Genomic DNA, 14,746 nt, shown 5'->3' on the forward strand with positions numbered 1-14,746 from the left:
ACGAATCTCCGGCGCAGCGGCACTAGCGAGGGGCGAACTTGGTCCAGGTGGCGCCTTGGTCGGTGCTGAGGACTACCTCGGTGGTGCGGCGTTTGGGGACTTCGGAGCCGTACATGAGTTGGGCGTCGCCGGAGAGGTCGGCGAGGTCGCCGGGGTAGCCGCGGTCCAGTTTGGCGGCGCCGTCGCGGACGCGGTAGAGGCGTGGGCGGTCGCCGGGGCGGCCGCCGAGGATCAGCGCGGTGCCGTCGTCGAAGGCGAGCGGCGCGACCGCCAGGCTCTGCGGCGGGTTCTCGACCGTCGTCCAGTTCGCGCCGCGGTCGGTGGAGATCTGCATCTTCGAGACGGTCTGGCCGGTGGCGCCGACGGTGACCGCGGTCGAGAGGAGCGTGCGGCCGTCCGGGCTGATCGCGAGCCGGCCGAGCTGGTTGTGGCTGTCGAGCGACCGCGAGTCCCACGTGCGGCCGCCGTCGTCGGTCCAGACGACGTCCGTGCGGCCGATCCCGGTCAGTATCCAGCAGCGGCCGGACTCGTCGCAGACCGGGGACCGGGTACCGCGGGTCCGGAGCATCCGGACCGTCGACTCCTCCGGGTTCACCACGACGATCGAGCCCGGCACGATCCGGTCGGTGAGGATCTCGTTCTTCTCGAACGTCGTGGTGGGCAGCCGGTACCGGAGCTTGGTGAGCACGGGGCCGTCGTACGTCAGCCGGAACATCATCGTCGCGTCACCGGTGAGCGTGCCCTCGAGCGGCGGGGCGACCGCGATCGCCTCCTTGCCGGCCTGCAGGGTCGCATACGGGACCGGCCACTCGGGGGCGGTGGCGCGCGAGCCGTCGCGGTCGATCACCGCGGCGTACTTGCAGTGCGGGCCGCTGGTGCAGTCGGACCAGCCGGCCGCCCACCGGTTCCGGGTGACCATCGTGATCGACAGCACCTGGGCGCGTTCGGAGTTCACCACCGCGCTGCCGGACCGCCCCGCGACGGCCGGCTCGATGGCGATCGGCGGATCGGTCTGCGTCCGGTGCGAGGTCAGGTGCACCACCGCGAGCACGATGGACGTCGTGGCCGCGAGCACCCCGAGGACCAGGAGCGGCGGCATGCTGCGGGGGAGGCCACAGCGCTCCAACAGCTCCACCAGGCGACGGTAGTAGCGGTCGGACAACTCGCGCAGGCGCGGCTCCACAGTCACCCCCCAAGGCGCAGGTGTCCCCGCAAGGGGGTCAGGTCGGCGGTGGAATCTTATGCGAAAGAAGGCGCAAGCTCACACCCGACGGAAGATGAGTGCGCGCTTCACTTCCTGGATCGCCTTGGTGACCTCGATGCCGCGTGGGCAGGCGTCGGTGCAGTTGAAGGTGGTCCGGCAGCGCCAGACGCCTTCCTTGTCGTTCAGGATCTCCAGCCGCTGCTCGGTGCCCTCGTCACGGCTGTCGAAGATGAACCGGTGCGCGCCGACGATCGCCTGCGGGCCGAAGTACTGCCCGTCGGACCAGAACACCGGGCAGGACGTCGTACAGGCGGCGCACAGGATGCACTTCGTGGTGTCGTCGAACCGGTCCCGGTCGGCCTGCGACTGGATCCGCTCCCGGGTCGGCTCGTGACCGCTGGTGACCAGGAACGGCATCACCGAGCGGTACGCGTCGAAGAACGGCTCCATGTCGACGACCAGGTCCTTGAGCACCGGCAGGCCCTTGATGGGCTCGACGGTGATCTCCTTGTCCGGGTTCAGGTCCTTGATCAGGGTCTTGCAGGCCAGCCGGTTGCGGCCGTTGATCCGCATGGCGTCCGAGCCGCAGACACCGTGCGCGCAGGACCGCCGGAACGTCAGCGTGCCGTCCTGCTCCCACTTGACCTTGTGCAGCGCGTCCAGCACCCGGTCGGTCGGCTGCAGCGTGACGGAGTACGTCTTCCACTCGGCCTCGTCGACGACCTCGGGGTTGTACCGCAGGATCTTGACCTTGACATCCATCAGTACTTGCGCTCCATCGGCTTGTAGCGGGTCTGCACGACCGGCTTGTAGTCGAGCCGGATCGTCTCGTTGCCGTCGGCATCGACCTCGCGGTACGCCATCGTGTGCCGCATGAAGTTGACGTCGTCGCGCTTGTCGTAGTCCTCGCGGAAGTGCCCGCCGCGGGACTCCTTGCGCTCCAGCGCGGACACCACCAGCACCTCGGCCAGGTCGAGCAGGAACCCGAGTTCGACGGCCTCCAGCAGGTCGGTGTTGAACCGCTTGCCCTTGTCCTGTACGGCGACGTTCTTGAACCGCTCCTTCAACGCCGCGATGTCGACGAGCGCCTGCTTCAGCGAGCCCTCGGTGCGGTACACCTGCGCGTTCAGGTCCATCGTCGCCTGCAGGTCGGCCCGGATCGCGGCGATCCGCTCCTGGCCGGTCGAGTTGCGCAGGCCCTCGACGAGCTCGACGACGTACGCCTCGGGGTTGGCCGGCAGTTCCTCGAAGGACGCCGTGGCGGCGTACTCCGCGGCGGCGATCCCGGCCCGGCGGCCGAACACGTTGATGTCGAGCAGCGAGTTGGTGCCCAGCCGGTTCGCACCGTGCACGGAGACGCAGGCGACCTCGCCGGCGGCGTACAGGCCCGGGATCACGTCCTCGTTGTTGGCCAGCGCCTCGCCCTTGATGTTGGTCGGGATGCCGCCCATCGCGTAGTGCGCGGTCGGGAACACCGGGATCTGCTCGGTGTACGGCTCCACGCCCAGGTAGGTCCGGGCGAACTCGGTGATGTCCGGGAGCTTCGCGTCGATGTGCGCCGGCTCCAGGTGGGTCAGGTCGAGCATCACGTACGCGCCGTCCGGACCGCAGCCGCGGCCCTCACGGACCTCGTTCGCCATCGCCCGGGCGACCATGTCCCGCGGCGCCAGGTCCTTCACGGTCGGCGCGTAGCGCTCCATGAAACGCTCGTTGTCCTTGTTCCGCAGGATGCCGCCCTCACCGCGGGCCGCTTCCGACAGCAGTACGCCGAGACCCGCCAGGCCGGTCGGGTGGAACTGGAAGAACTCCATGTCCTCCAGCGGCAGGCCCTTGCGCCACACGATGCCCATCCCGTCGCCGGTCAGGGTGTGCGCGTTGGACGTCGTACGGAAGACCTTGCCGAAACCGCCGGACGCGAAGATCACCGACTTCGCGGAGAAAACGTGCAGCTCGCCGGTGGCCAGCTCGTACGCGACCACGCCGCTCGCCTTGCCATCGGTCATCAGCAGGTCGAGAACGTAGTACTCGTTGAAGAACTCGACGTTCTGCTTGATGCACTGCTGGTACAGCGTCTGCAGGATCATGTGACCGGTACGGTCGGCCGCGAAGCAGGACCGGCGTACGACGGCCTCACCGTGGTTGCGGGTGTGGCCGCCGAAGAACCGCTGGTCGATCTTGCCCTCGGCGGTCCGGTTGAACGGCAGGCCCATCTTCTCCAGGTCGAGGACCGCGTCGACGGCCTCGCGGCACATCACCTCGGCCGCGTCCTGGTCGACCAGGAAGTCGCCGCCCTTGACCGTGTCGAAGGTGTGCCACTCCCAGTTGTCCTCCTCGACGTTCGCCAGCGCGGCGCACATACCGCCCTGGGCGGCGCCGGTGTGCGAACGGGTCGGGTAGAGCTTGGTGAGTACGGCGGTACGGGTCCGCTTGCTCGACTCGAGGGCCGCGCGCATCCCCGCGCCGCCCGCGCCGACGATGATGACGTCGTACTGATGCTGTTGCATGACTTCCTTTATTTGCAGACCGACAACGTGGAGTTGGGGTCGAGGCAGGGGTCGAACGTGAAGATGACCAGGGTGCCGAGGACGACGATGACGATCGCCGCCGTGATCAGCAAGGCCTTGAGCCAGAACCGGTTCTGGTCCTTCTCGGCGTAGTCGTTGACGATCGTGCGCAGCCCGTTGGTGCCGTGCAGCATCGCCAGCCACAGCATCAGCAGGTCCCAGACCTGCCACAGCGGGTTGGCCCACTTGCCGGCCACGAAGCCGAAGTCCAGCGCGGTGATCCCGCCGCCGAGCATCAGGTTCACGAACAGGTGCCCGAGCACGAGGATGACGAGGGCGAGCCCGGACAGCCGCATGAACAGCCAGCTGTACAGCTCGAAGTTGGTCTGCCCGGAACGGTTCCGGCCGCCGCCCTTCAGCTTGCGGGCGCTGGAGCTGGACCGGGGCGCGGCAATGTCGCTCATCTCAGCCCCCGAAGACATGTGAGAGGTGACGGATCACGAACGGCACGAACAGCACCACCCAGAGCACGCCGACGCCGATCATCAGCTGCCGCTGGTAGCGCGGGCCCTTGGCCCAGAAGTCGACCAGGATCAGCCGCACGCCGTTGAACGCGTGGAACAGGATCGCCGCCACCAGACCGACCTCGAGGAGGCCGACGATCGGGTTCTTGTAGGTGCCGATGACCTCGTTGTAGGCCTCCGGCGAGACCCGGACCAGTGCGGTGTCCAGCACGTGCACCAGCAGGAAGAAGAAGATCCCGACACCGGTGATCCGGTGCGCGACCCATGACCACATGCCCTCCCGGCCGCGGTAGAGCGTGCCGGCTGGTTTGCTGGGCAAACCGTCCTCCGATCGAACGTCTCCAGGCCCGGAGAAAACCAAGCCGGTTCGATGCTAGTCCCGCGATCAGCCCCGAAATGTCCTGCCAGGTGTGAGATCGGTCGCGTAGTGGCCCAGCGAGCGGGCCCCGCACTGGCCCTCGACGGTGAGCTTCCGATGCACTTGACTTCAACTGCGCTTGAGCGTCTTGGCTGACGGCACATCAGAATCGAAGGGGAGAACTACAGTGAGTTTCTGGATCTGTGCGACCTGTGCGGTGGAGCACGCGGAGCAGGTCGAGGTGTGCGCGATCTGCGCCGACGAGCGGCAGTGGGTGCCCGCCGACGGGCAGCACTGGACCACGCTCGAGGAGCTGGCCGCGGCCGGCACCGAGGTCACGGTCGACGAGGTCGAGCCGGGCCTGTACGGCGTCCGCTCGAAGCCGCCGGTGGGGATCGGGCAGCAGTCGATGCTGGTGACAACGTCCGAGGGGAACCTGCTCTGGGACCCGATCGGGTACCTGGACGACGACGCCGTACGCCGGATCCGGGAACTCGGCAACGTGGTCGCGATCGTCGCCAGCCACCCGCACATGTACGGCGTCCAGGTCGAGTGGAGCCACCGCCTGGGCGACGTACCGGTGTACGTCTCGGAAGCCGACAAGGAGTGGGTCGCGCGGCCGGACGCGGTGATCAAGGCCTGGTCCGGGCAGCTCACGCCGCTACCCGGAGTGACCGTCATCCAGCCCGGCGGCCACTTCCCCGGCAGCGCGGTCGTGCACTGGGCGAACGGTGCCGAGGGCAAGGGAGTGATCCTGTCCGGCGACACCATCTTCGCCAACCCCGACCGCACCTCGGTCAGCTTCATGCGCAGCTATCCGAACCGCATCCCGCTGTCCGGCGCCGTCGTCGACCGCGTCGCCCGCTCCCTCGACCCCTTCGAGTACGACCGCCTCTACAACAACTTCGGCTCAGTCATCCCGGTCGACGCAAAAGCCGTCGTACGCCGCTCCGCCGACCGCCACGCCGCCTGGACCCGAGGCGACTACGACCACCTGACCTGAGCCCACGCCGGACGCCCCTCGGACGGGGCGTCCGGCGCAGCTTCTCAGGTCCGGCCGACCGCGAGCCCGTCGATCTGGACGAGCTTGCCGGTGGACGCGCTGACCAACTTGAGGGTGCCGCTGAAGAGCGTGCTCTGGACCGGAAGGCCGAGCAGCACCTGCTTGTGGGTCGTCGGGTAGGCGAGGTTCACCGTGCTCAGGTACCTGTTCCCCGCGTACACCGCGACCGACCCACACGTCGGGCAACGCGTCGCCACCAGGAAGAACCGCTTCCCCTGCACGGTCCGAGTGAGGGCCTTCCCGTACGCCGTTGTCTGCGTCGTGGTCCCGTAGTAGAACGTCGCCCCGGTCGCCCGCGTCCACCCGCTCGTTGCCAGTGAGAACGATCGATCATCGAGCGGCCGCGAGAAGCATCGGTCGGCACTCCACGGGCCGACATTCCCGAGCTTGTCCGTCGCCCGAACGGACGCGCAGTACTCGTACCCCGCCGCGACCGCGAGGTTCATCGACGTCGCGGTCGTACCGGTCCACGGCTGCACATAGGCGCCGTACGGCCCGGCGGACGTGGCCCGCCGGTAGCGAACGTCGTACGACCTCACCCCGCTGGCATCCGTCGCCGACACCGTCAGCGTCGCCGTCGCGGCCACCGTCGCCTGATATGCCGGCCCGGTCACCCGAGCGACCGGGCCGGTCGCGTCGACGGTGAACGAGCGTGAGCCGACGACCGTACGACCGCTGGGCTCGGTGGCCTTCACGGCGAACGTGTGGGCGCCACCGTTCACGCTTGTGGCGCGGTACGGCGACGTACACGGCGCCCAGGCGCCCGAGTCGAGCCGGCAGACCGTCGACGTGCCGGCGCTGAGGGCGGAGACGTCGAACGGGATGCTGACAGCCCTCCCCGTCAAGGCCGCGGTCGGCGGGATCTGAACGCTCAGGCCTTGCCATACGGGCGCCCGGATGCCCTCGACGTACTGCGCGAAGAGCGACGCCTCGGGTCCGAGCTTGCCGTCCGCGGCCACCGTCAGCAGGCCGTGCGTGTCGGTGTGGGCCCAGGTGAGGAGGCGGTCGGCCGCGGGTGACCAGTACAGCTTGCCCGGCAAGTAGGACAGGCTCGTCGACTGTGCCACGCCGCCGACCAGGGGGAGGAGGCCCACCTTGGGTGCGAACGGAGAGCTCGCATATGCGATCCAGCGTCCGTCAGGAGACACCGCCGTCGTCGTCGCGCCGGTGGTGCCGGCGTAGGTGCCGAGCACAGCGCCGGTCGCGGTGGCCGCGACCTTCTGCAGCGCACCGCCGTGGGTGTCTGCGACCACAAGTGCCTGTAGGTCGGGAAGCCAGCTGGGCTGCCTGACACCGCATCGGACCTTGACCGGATCGCCGCTGGGTAGCGTCACCACCCATACGCAGAAATCTTCTCCAGGCTGGGTCTGCGCGTAGGCCAGCCGGCTCCGGTCGGGTGACCAGGCAATGTCCCACACGGTGCCGACCGACGCCACCCGGACCGGCGTCGAGACTGCTCGGGAGTCCGCGCGAACGGTCCACAGCGCTCCGTCCGCCACGTACGCCAGGTACCGGCCGTCGCTCGAGGCGGCCATTTCGCCGACGTCTTGCGCCGGAGTGCCTGAGCCGACCGGAACCGGTTGGGTGCCGTCCGGCCACGACCACTGGTAAAGCCCACCGTTGCTGTAGGCAAGAACATCGGAGGTCTGCCGCGGGGTCTGCGCGGCTGTCGGTACGCCGTCGCCGATCTGGTTCCGGCTGGAGACGGCGTACGTCGCACCGGCCGGCGGATTGGAGTCGGTCCAGCGCGAGGTCGTTCCGTTCGCGGCCGCCGCCACCTCGAACGTCGTCGTGGTGCCGCCGGCCAGGCGGTGCACGGTGTAGCCGGTCACCTCGCTCTGCCCGGTGTCCGTCGGCGGATCCCAGCTCAGGTCGACGCCGGTGAGCGTTCCCACTGCCTTGAAGTTGACCGGTGCTGCCGCCGTACCGACACCGGTGACGGTCAGGGCAGCGTGGTGCTTCCCTCTGGCCGTGTTGTCCGGCAGTTCCAGCTGAGCGGTGTGCGTGCCGGACGCCGACGGCCGGACGACGAGGTCGACGGTGCAGCTCGCGCCGACGGCGAGGGCCGCCGGACAGTGGTTCGTCTGGATCGCCCAGTCGCCGGCCGTCGTTCCGACAACGGTCGGTGCGCCGAGCTGCACCTGCGTGCTGCCGGTGTTGCGGATGGTGACCGGCTTGGGCTCCGACGCCTGGCCGACGACAACGCGGCCGGCGTCGACCGGCCCGGACGCGATCGCCACCAGCGGCCGTGCGCTGTGCACCCGCAGTTCCAGGATCATCTGTGGGCCGTCGCCGCTGTCCGTCCGGCAGACACCGTCGGCTGTCGCTGCCATCGTGGCAGTCGGCCAGAAGTCGTCGGTGTAGGCGAGCTGGTCGACTCGCAGCGTGCCGTCGATCGAGCACCCGAGCGTTGACCGGATGGACACCTGGTACGCGGCCTCGGGACCGATCTCGTAGACCCCCGGTCCGGGCAGCTCGGGCAACGTGACGGACAACGCCGGCGAGCGCAGCATGCGGTAGTGCGTCCCGGCCGAGGACTCCTCGAAGGACGTCACCACCTGGTCGGCCGCCCCGTCGGTGTCGACGGACAGCGCGGTGACTGTGCCGGTGCCGACGTCCGGCTGCCTCGTCGCGGTCACGACGGCGCTCGGCGGTGAGGCCCCGTCCGCGTTACCGGCGGTGACGCGGTACTCCGCGGTGCCGCCGACCGGGAGCGTGCGGTCCGCCCAGTTCGTCGCGGTCCCCGCGATCCGGCCGGAGACGTCCTGCCAGCTTTCCCCGGGCAGCCGGCGTTCGACCTGCAACCACGAGGCGTTCATGACCACGTACCAGTGGAGGCCCTGCCCGGTCAGGATCGGGAACGGCGTGACGACGGGAGCCGTCGGCGCGACGATCGTCCTCCCGGTCGCGGCCGCCAGGATCCTGCCCCCTGGATACCCCGGCGCGGCCACGGCGATGCGGGCCCTGGAGATCCCGGCCGTTCCCCGCTGGTAGACGACGTCGACCGTGCAGGTCTCCTCCGGTGCAAGGCTCTTTCCGGCGCACCTGTCGGTGGCGACGTCGTAGTACTGGCCGCCGGCGAGAGCCGGATCGACGGTGGCCGCGCCGAGCGTCCCGGTGGCGGCATCGCCGGAGTTGGTCAGCGTCACGGTTGCCTGGACGGGATCCGTCCGGCCTGCCTCGGGCATGGTGACCGGCGCAGGCGCGACCAGTGGGTGCGGGCGGTCGTCGGCCAGTCGGACGAAGCCCTGCGACGTCGTCGGAGCGTTCTCGCACTCGACCGTCCAGCTCGCGGAGATACTGGTGATGGTGTCGCCGTCGTACTTGACCTCGTCGACGGTCAGCGCGCCCGACTTCGCCTGGGCGACCTGGTTGTCGAACGTGCGGCACACGTTGCCGATCAGCCCGGCCGAGGCGGTTCGCTGTGCTGCCACGTCGTACGTCGTGCCGTTCGCGAGGCGTTGGCCGAGGGGTGGGCCGAACCAGACGTTCGACAGGTAGAGCTCCCCGTCCTGGGTGGTCGCCGAGGTGATCTCGGTGTTGTCGGTGATGCGCTTGGTACCGGAGCTGTCGACGACCAGGATGTCCCTGGTGACGACGCCCAGCGCGGTGTCCTCGCCGAAGGCGGCGTGGGCGATGAAGGGGATGGTGATGGCTGCGAGGGCGGTGGCCAGGGCAGCGCGGAACAGGGCGGGTTTGCGGGCGCGGCGCATTGAATCTCCAGGGCAGGGGAATCCGGCGCACCCCGAGTAACACCGGCGAGAGGGAAGAAGTATCGCGAAAGCGGTCCGGACCGCAAGTTTCCCGGGCCCAGTTGCAGCTTTGTGCAATCAGGCGGCCAGGCGGGCGTGGGCCAGGCGGTTGTGGAGGGCGAGCATGCGGTCGATGCAGGCCTGCCAGGTGTAGAGCTCGGCGCGGTGCCGGGCGGCGGCGCGGCGGCTGGGGAGTTGGGCCAGGGCCAGGGTGGCGTCGGCCAGGGCCATTGGGTTGGCGGGGGCCCAGCGGCCGCAGGTTTCGTCGACCAGTTCGCGGGCGCCGCCGGTGTTCGCGGTGACCACCGGGGTGCCGGCGGCGAGGGCCTCGAGGACGGCCAGGCCGAAGGTTTCGCCGGGGCAGACGGACAGGGCGATGTCGGCCTCGGCGAGGTGCTTGGCGAGGGCATGCCGGCCGTCGACGTACCCGTGGAACGTGACCGGCGCGTCCCCGGCGATCTCGATCAGCTCGTCGAGGTGCGGGCCGGTGCCGTACACGTCCATCCGCACGTTCACGCCGCGGCGGTGCAGTTCGGCGGCGGTGGCGACCGCCAGATGCGGGCTCTTCTCGCGGGAGAGCCGGCCGGCGTGCACCAGCTTGAGTACGCCGTCATCGGCCGGTGCACCCAGCGACGGGTGGAACGTGTCGAGGTCGACCCCGAGCGGGATCCGGACGAGTGGCGTCGTCACCTCGTCGAACTCGGCCGCCGCGTAGCGCGAGGTGACCACGACAGCGTCGTACGTGCGGCCGAGGATCTTGTACAGCGCCGCGACGGTGGCGACCATGCCGAGCTGGCTGTACTTCACTCCGTCGGCACCCCATTTGACCGGACGTTCGCCGAGCATCCGGCCGGGGCGCAGTACGTCGTTGCCGCCGAGCTGACCCGGGCGGGCCGCGCCGAGCGCCAGCATCGCGTCCAGCCGCTCGTGGCTGAACAACACGGTGCCGATGTCGTTCTTGCGGGCCCAGCGTGCCACCGGGAGCAGCGTCGACTTGTCGGAGATCTCCACCGTGGTCGGCCGGAACCGCTTCAGTACGTCGATCACGGTCCACGGCGTCGTGATGAGTCGGTAGCCCCCGCTCACCTTGGGCGCCTTGACCCGGACGATCGTGCCCAGTTCGGTCTCGTCGACGGAGTCCTTCTCGCCCGGCGTGATCACGATCCGCTCGGCGCCGGCCTCGACGTACCCCTGGCCGATGTGCTCGATCGCGGTCCGCATCCCACCGGACGTCGGCCCGACGAAGTTGGCCAGCTGAGCGATGCGCAGTGAGCTCATCGGCGTCCTCGCTTCGCTCCGGGCGCCGATGAGGCGCGAACCCGACTGTGCTTTCTGATGAGCTCGCTGCGCTCGCTCATGCCACCCGCCGTACGGCCGCGGCCTCTTGGAGTACTTCGGCGTAGTGGCGGTCGACGAGGTCGTCGACGACGGCGGCCCAGGTGCGGGACTGCACTCGGTGCAGGCCGCTCGCTGCCATCCGTCCGCGGGCCGTCGGGTGGTCCAGCAGGGTCTTCACCGCGTCCCGCAGCGATCCGGGCCGGCCGGGCTCGAACAGCAGGCCGTTCTCGCCCGGGTGGATCAGGTCGAGCGGGCCGCCCGCGGCCGGGCCGACGGTGGCGACGCCGGAGGCCTGCGCCTCCTGGATCGTCTGGCAGAACGTCTCGTGCTCGCCGGTGTGCAGGAACACGTCCAGCCCGGCGAAGATCGACGCCAGGTCGGCGCCCCGGCGCATCCCGAGGAAGGTTGCCGTCGGCAACGCGTGCTCCAGGGCGGCGCGGTCCGGGCCGTCGCCGACGATCACGATCCGGCAGTCCAGGTCGGTCAGTTCCGCGAGCCGCCGTACCTTCTTCTCGGCCGCCAGCCGACCGACGTACCCGACGATCGGCCGCCCGTCCGGGGAGATCTGCCGGCGCCAGTCCTCGTCGCGGTGCTTGGGATCGAACAGGTCCAGGTTCACGCCGCGGCCCCACAGGTGCACCCGCGGTACGCCGCCTTGCACGAGAGCGTCGACGGAAGCGGACGAGGGGGCGAGCGTACGGTCGGCGCGCGAGTGGGTACGCCGTACCCAGCGCCAGATCCCGCGGTCCGCGGCGGCGTACCAGGGGTACTGGCGGGCGAAGCCGGCGATGTCGGTCTGGAAGATCGCGACCGTCGGTACGCCGAGCTTGCGAGCCGCACGCAGCCCGTACGCGCCGATGATGAACGGTGAGGCGAGATGCACGAGGTCGGGCCGGAAGTCGGCCATCGCCCGCTCGATCGACGGATCCGGCAGGCCGACCGGGTACTCCTTGTAGCCCGGCGTACGGAAGCTCCGGGCCCGGAGCACCGGGACGTCGCCGTAGCTGTCGGGGCCCGGGCCGGGGGCGATGATCAGCAGTTCGTGGCCGCGGGCACGCAGCCGGTCGGCGACGTGGCGAGCCGTGTTCGCCACGCCATTGATCTGCGGCAGGAAGGTCTCGGCCACCATCACGATTCGCACAGCTCGAAGGTTCCTCACCGACCATGAACCGTGGGCGACACTCCCATGACCCGCCGTCGATGCCCTGTCGACGGCTACGGGCCCTTGAAGTGTCCTTCAGGTTGCCACCGAGCTGCGCCCGGTTAGTCAAACGCGAACTCTGAGAATCGCCTCGCTCAGGGGGCGATGAGCTGAAGGGTGGGAAAGTAGGTGCGGTAGCGCGATGTGTCAGTCGGCCCACTTCGGGTCGTCCGTGGTGAGGTCGAGCAGGACACAGGCGTCGACCAGGGTTGTTGGTGGCCGGAGGAGTGAGAGGTCACTCCTCGCCACGGAGCAGCTCCATGATCTCGTCGGTGCTCATTCCGCTGGTGCCACGACCGCGCAACCGCGCGGCGGCCCGCCGACCGTGCGACCGATTGGATTTCGCGCGGACCAGCTGTACGGCGTCCCCCGGACGACGAACTCCATTTCGTCTCCCTCGTGCAGCCCGAGGTGCTCGCGGATCTCCAGCGGCACGGTCAGCTGGCCCTTCGGCCGCAACTTCATCGATACCTCCGAGTAGGAATCGCACTGGTAGGAATCGCACCCGAGACCCAGTTCACAGCGCAGTGCTCGATCTCACCCGGGTTGTGCATACCAGTGGGAGTGTGGTTCGGCCTACCGTGGGGGGATGAGTCATCGGAGCGAGTCGGGGTTCGAGGTCGCGCCGGTGTACGGGCCGCTGGAAGGGTTCGACGCCGGGGCGAAGCTGGGGGAGCCGGGGCAGTTCCCGTACACCCGGGGCGTGTACCCGACGATGTACACCCAGCGGCCGTGGACGATGCGGCAGTACGCCGGGTTCGGCACGGCGGCCGAGTCGAACCAGCGGTACCACCAGCTGATCGACCACGGGACCATGGGCCTGTCGGTCGCGTTCGACCTGCCGACCCAGATGGGGTACGACTCCGACGCGCCGATCGCGCACGGCGAGGTCGGCAAGGTCGGGGTGGCGATCGACTCGATCGACGACATGCGGGTGCTGTTCGACAAGATCCCGCTGGACCAGGTGTCCACCTCGATGACGATCAACGCACCCGGGTCGGTGCTGCTCCTGCTCTACGAGTTGGTGGCCGAGGAGCAGGGGGTCTCCGCCGACAAGCTCACCGGCACGATCCAGAACGACGTACTGAAGGAATACATCGCCCGCGGCACCTACATCTACCCGCCGAAGGAGTCGCTGCGGCTGATCAGCGACATCTTCGCGTACTGCAAGACCGAGTTGCCGCGGTGGAACACGATCTCGATCTCCGGCTACCACATGGCCGAGGCCGGCGCGACGCCCGCGCAGGAGATCGCGTTCACCTTGGCGAACGGTATCGAGTACGTCCGGACCGCGGTCGCGTCCGGGCTGGACGTGGACGAGTTCGCGCCGCGGCTGTCGTTCTTCTTCGTCGCCCGTACGACGCTGCTCGAGGAGGTGGCGAAGTTCCGTGCGGCACGGCGGATCTGGGCGCGGGTGATGCGGGATTCCTTCGGCGCTCGCAACCCGAAGTCGTTGATGTTGCGCTTCCACACTCAGACCGCGGGCGTGCAGCTGACCGCGCAGCAGCCTGAGGTGAACCTGGTGCGGGTCGCGATCCAGGGTCTGGCCGCCGTACTCGGTGGAACCCAGTCCCTGCACACCAACTCGTACGACGAAGCGATCGCGCTCCCGACCGAGAAAGCAGCCCGTCTCGCGCTGCGCACGCAGCAGGTGCTCGCGTACGAGACCGACGTCACCGCGACGGTCGACCCGTTCGCCGGCTCGTACGTCGTCGAGTCGCTCACCGACGAGGTCGAGGCGGCCGCGCTCGAGCTCATGGACCGGGTCGAGGAGTACGGCGGTGCCGTCGCCGCGATCGAGAAGGGGTACCAGAAACAGGAGATCGAGCGCTCGGCGTACCAGATCGCCCAGGAGATCGACTCGGCCGAGCGGGTCGTCGTCGGGATGAACAAGTTCAGGATCGCCGAAGAGGATCCGTACGAACCGCTCCGCGTCGACCCCACCATCGAGGCCCAGCAGGTAGCCCGCCTCGCCACCCTCCGCGCCACCCGCGACCAGAACGCGGTGGACGAGGCTCTGGCCGCCCTCAAAAAAGCTGCCGAAGGCAACGACAACTGCCTCTACCCGATGAAACAAGCCCTCAAAGCCCGAGCCACCGTAGGCGAAGTCTGCAACACCCTCCGAGACGTCTGGGGCGTCTACGTCCCCGCCGACACCTTCTAAGGCTCACCACTCCGCGACATCGAGCGTCGTGGTGATCCGGGTGATGTCGCCGGCCGAATCGGGCACCGCTTCGCGGTGGCTGTCTGTTGGCCGCCTTCGGCGGCGTGCGCGTGAGGTGCTGTCGGGCGGGTCTGCCGGCGCCGAGTGCTGTGGTGTCGCGCGTGACGGCCTGGACCCGCGAGACGGACATCGCTCCGTGGGCGGCCTCCTGATGCGTCCAAGGCGAGGGTCAGGCGGTGCTGTGCGGACGCTTGCCTCGAACAGCAATTGCATCGGCTCGGGCTGTCCGGACCGCTTCGGCCATCTCCTCTTCGGTGATGGTGCCGTGCAGGCTTCGTAGGCGGCGATGAAGCGATCTAGCCCGCTCAGTCTGCGTTCACGATCGACCTGGCGGTGCAGGGCTTCGTTGACCCAGGCGCTGACACTGCGTGCTCGCCCCGAGGACACCGCGACACGCGCCGCGGCGGCGACGCCCGGATCCACGGTCACGGGTTCGTGACCTGGGCGGAGAGCCTGTCCATGTCTGTCACAACCTAATACTCCTCGACTCTAACCACTCAACGTCAGCCCGGCAGCGCAGTCAGGCGCGACAAACGCCGGTCGCACGCTCCGGTGTCCGTCACAATCCCACCCGTTCC

Annotated in this window: 11 protein-coding genes; 2 read left to right on the plus strand and 9 right to left on the minus strand. The window is 69.1% G+C overall.

What is annotated here, in order from left to right; all coding sequences use genetic code 11:
- Positions 1 to 22: 22 nt before the first annotated feature.
- The 5 genes from EV651_RS11845 to sdhC form a co-directional block, all read right to left on the minus strand.
- Entirely contained in the window at positions 23 to 1,189 is a 1,167-nt protein-coding gene (locus EV651_RS11845; protein WP_238156823.1) for a hypothetical protein, read from the minus strand.
- A 72-nt stretch (positions 1,190 to 1,261) separates the two neighbouring features.
- Complete coding sequence (locus EV651_RS11850; RefSeq protein WP_133785106.1) at positions 1,262 to 1,966, minus strand: succinate dehydrogenase iron-sulfur subunit; 705 nt, start codon at positions 1,964 to 1,966, stop codon at positions 1,262 to 1,264.
- Complete coding sequence (gene sdhA / locus EV651_RS11855) at positions 1,966 to 3,708, minus strand: succinate dehydrogenase flavoprotein subunit (protein WP_133785108.1); 1,743 nt, start codon at positions 3,706 to 3,708, stop codon at positions 1,966 to 1,968. Before sdhA ends, EV651_RS11850 begins: the two co-directional genes overlap by 1 nt.
- A gap of 8 nt (positions 3,709 to 3,716) precedes the next feature.
- Positions 3,717 to 4,172 carry a succinate dehydrogenase hydrophobic membrane anchor subunit gene (locus EV651_RS11860; RefSeq protein WP_133785110.1) on the minus strand — a complete coding sequence of 152 codons (456 nt, stop codon included), beginning with the start codon at positions 4,170 to 4,172 and terminating at the stop codon, positions 3,717 to 3,719.
- Between the two features lies 1 nt (position 4,173).
- The gene (gene sdhC, locus EV651_RS11865) at positions 4,174 to 4,551 is read right to left on the minus strand and encodes a succinate dehydrogenase, cytochrome b556 subunit (RefSeq protein ID WP_133785111.1); all 378 of its coding nucleotides are present in this window, start codon (positions 4,549 to 4,551) and stop codon (positions 4,174 to 4,176) included.
- A 226-nt stretch (positions 4,552 to 4,777) separates the two neighbouring features.
- Between sdhC and EV651_RS11870 the strand changes: the two genes are divergently transcribed.
- Positions 4,778 to 5,593 carry an MBL fold metallo-hydrolase gene (locus EV651_RS11870; RefSeq protein ID WP_133785113.1) on the plus strand — a complete coding sequence of 272 codons (816 nt, stop codon included), beginning with the start codon at positions 4,778 to 4,780 and terminating at the stop codon, positions 5,591 to 5,593.
- Positions 5,594 to 5,637: 44 nt separating this feature from the next.
- Here the strand turns inward: EV651_RS11870 and EV651_RS11875 are convergent, their stop codons facing one another.
- The 4 genes from EV651_RS11875 to EV651_RS11895 all read right to left on the minus strand — a co-directional run bounded on the left by EV651_RS11875 (position 5,638) and on the right by EV651_RS11895 (position 12,409).
- Positions 5,638 to 9,366 carry a choice-of-anchor D domain-containing protein gene (locus tag EV651_RS11875; protein ID WP_133785115.1) on the minus strand — a complete coding sequence of 1,243 codons (3,729 nt, stop codon included), beginning with the start codon at positions 9,364 to 9,366 and terminating at the stop codon, positions 5,638 to 5,640.
- Positions 9,367 to 9,483: 117 nt separating this feature from the next.
- The gene (locus tag EV651_RS11880; protein WP_133785117.1) at positions 9,484 to 10,683 is read right to left on the minus strand and encodes a glycosyltransferase; all 1,200 of its coding nucleotides are present in this window, start codon (positions 10,681 to 10,683) and stop codon (positions 9,484 to 9,486) included.
- Between the two features lie 76 nt (positions 10,684 to 10,759).
- Complete coding sequence (locus EV651_RS11885; RefSeq protein ID WP_202870284.1) at positions 10,760 to 11,884, minus strand: glycosyltransferase family 1 protein; 1,125 nt, start codon at positions 11,882 to 11,884, stop codon at positions 10,760 to 10,762.
- A gap of 336 nt (positions 11,885 to 12,220) precedes the next feature.
- On the minus strand, positions 12,221 to 12,409 hold the full coding sequence (locus tag EV651_RS11895) for an AbrB/MazE/SpoVT family DNA-binding domain-containing protein (protein WP_202870285.1): 189 nt from the start codon (positions 12,407 to 12,409) through the stop codon (positions 12,221 to 12,223).
- 124 nt (positions 12,410 to 12,533) lie between these two features.
- On the opposite strand from EV651_RS11895, the gene EV651_RS11900 reads away from it, so the two are divergent.
- A complete protein-coding gene (locus tag EV651_RS11900; RefSeq protein WP_133785119.1) occupies positions 12,534 to 14,108 on the plus strand; it encodes a methylmalonyl-CoA mutase in 1,575 nt (524 codons plus the stop codon).
- Positions 14,109 to 14,746: the final 638 nt, after the last annotated feature.

This window comes from Kribbella sp. VKM Ac-2571, assembly GCF_004362255.1.
Classification (GTDB): Bacteria; Actinomycetota; Actinomycetes; order Propionibacteriales; family Kribbellaceae; genus Kribbella; species Kribbella pratensis.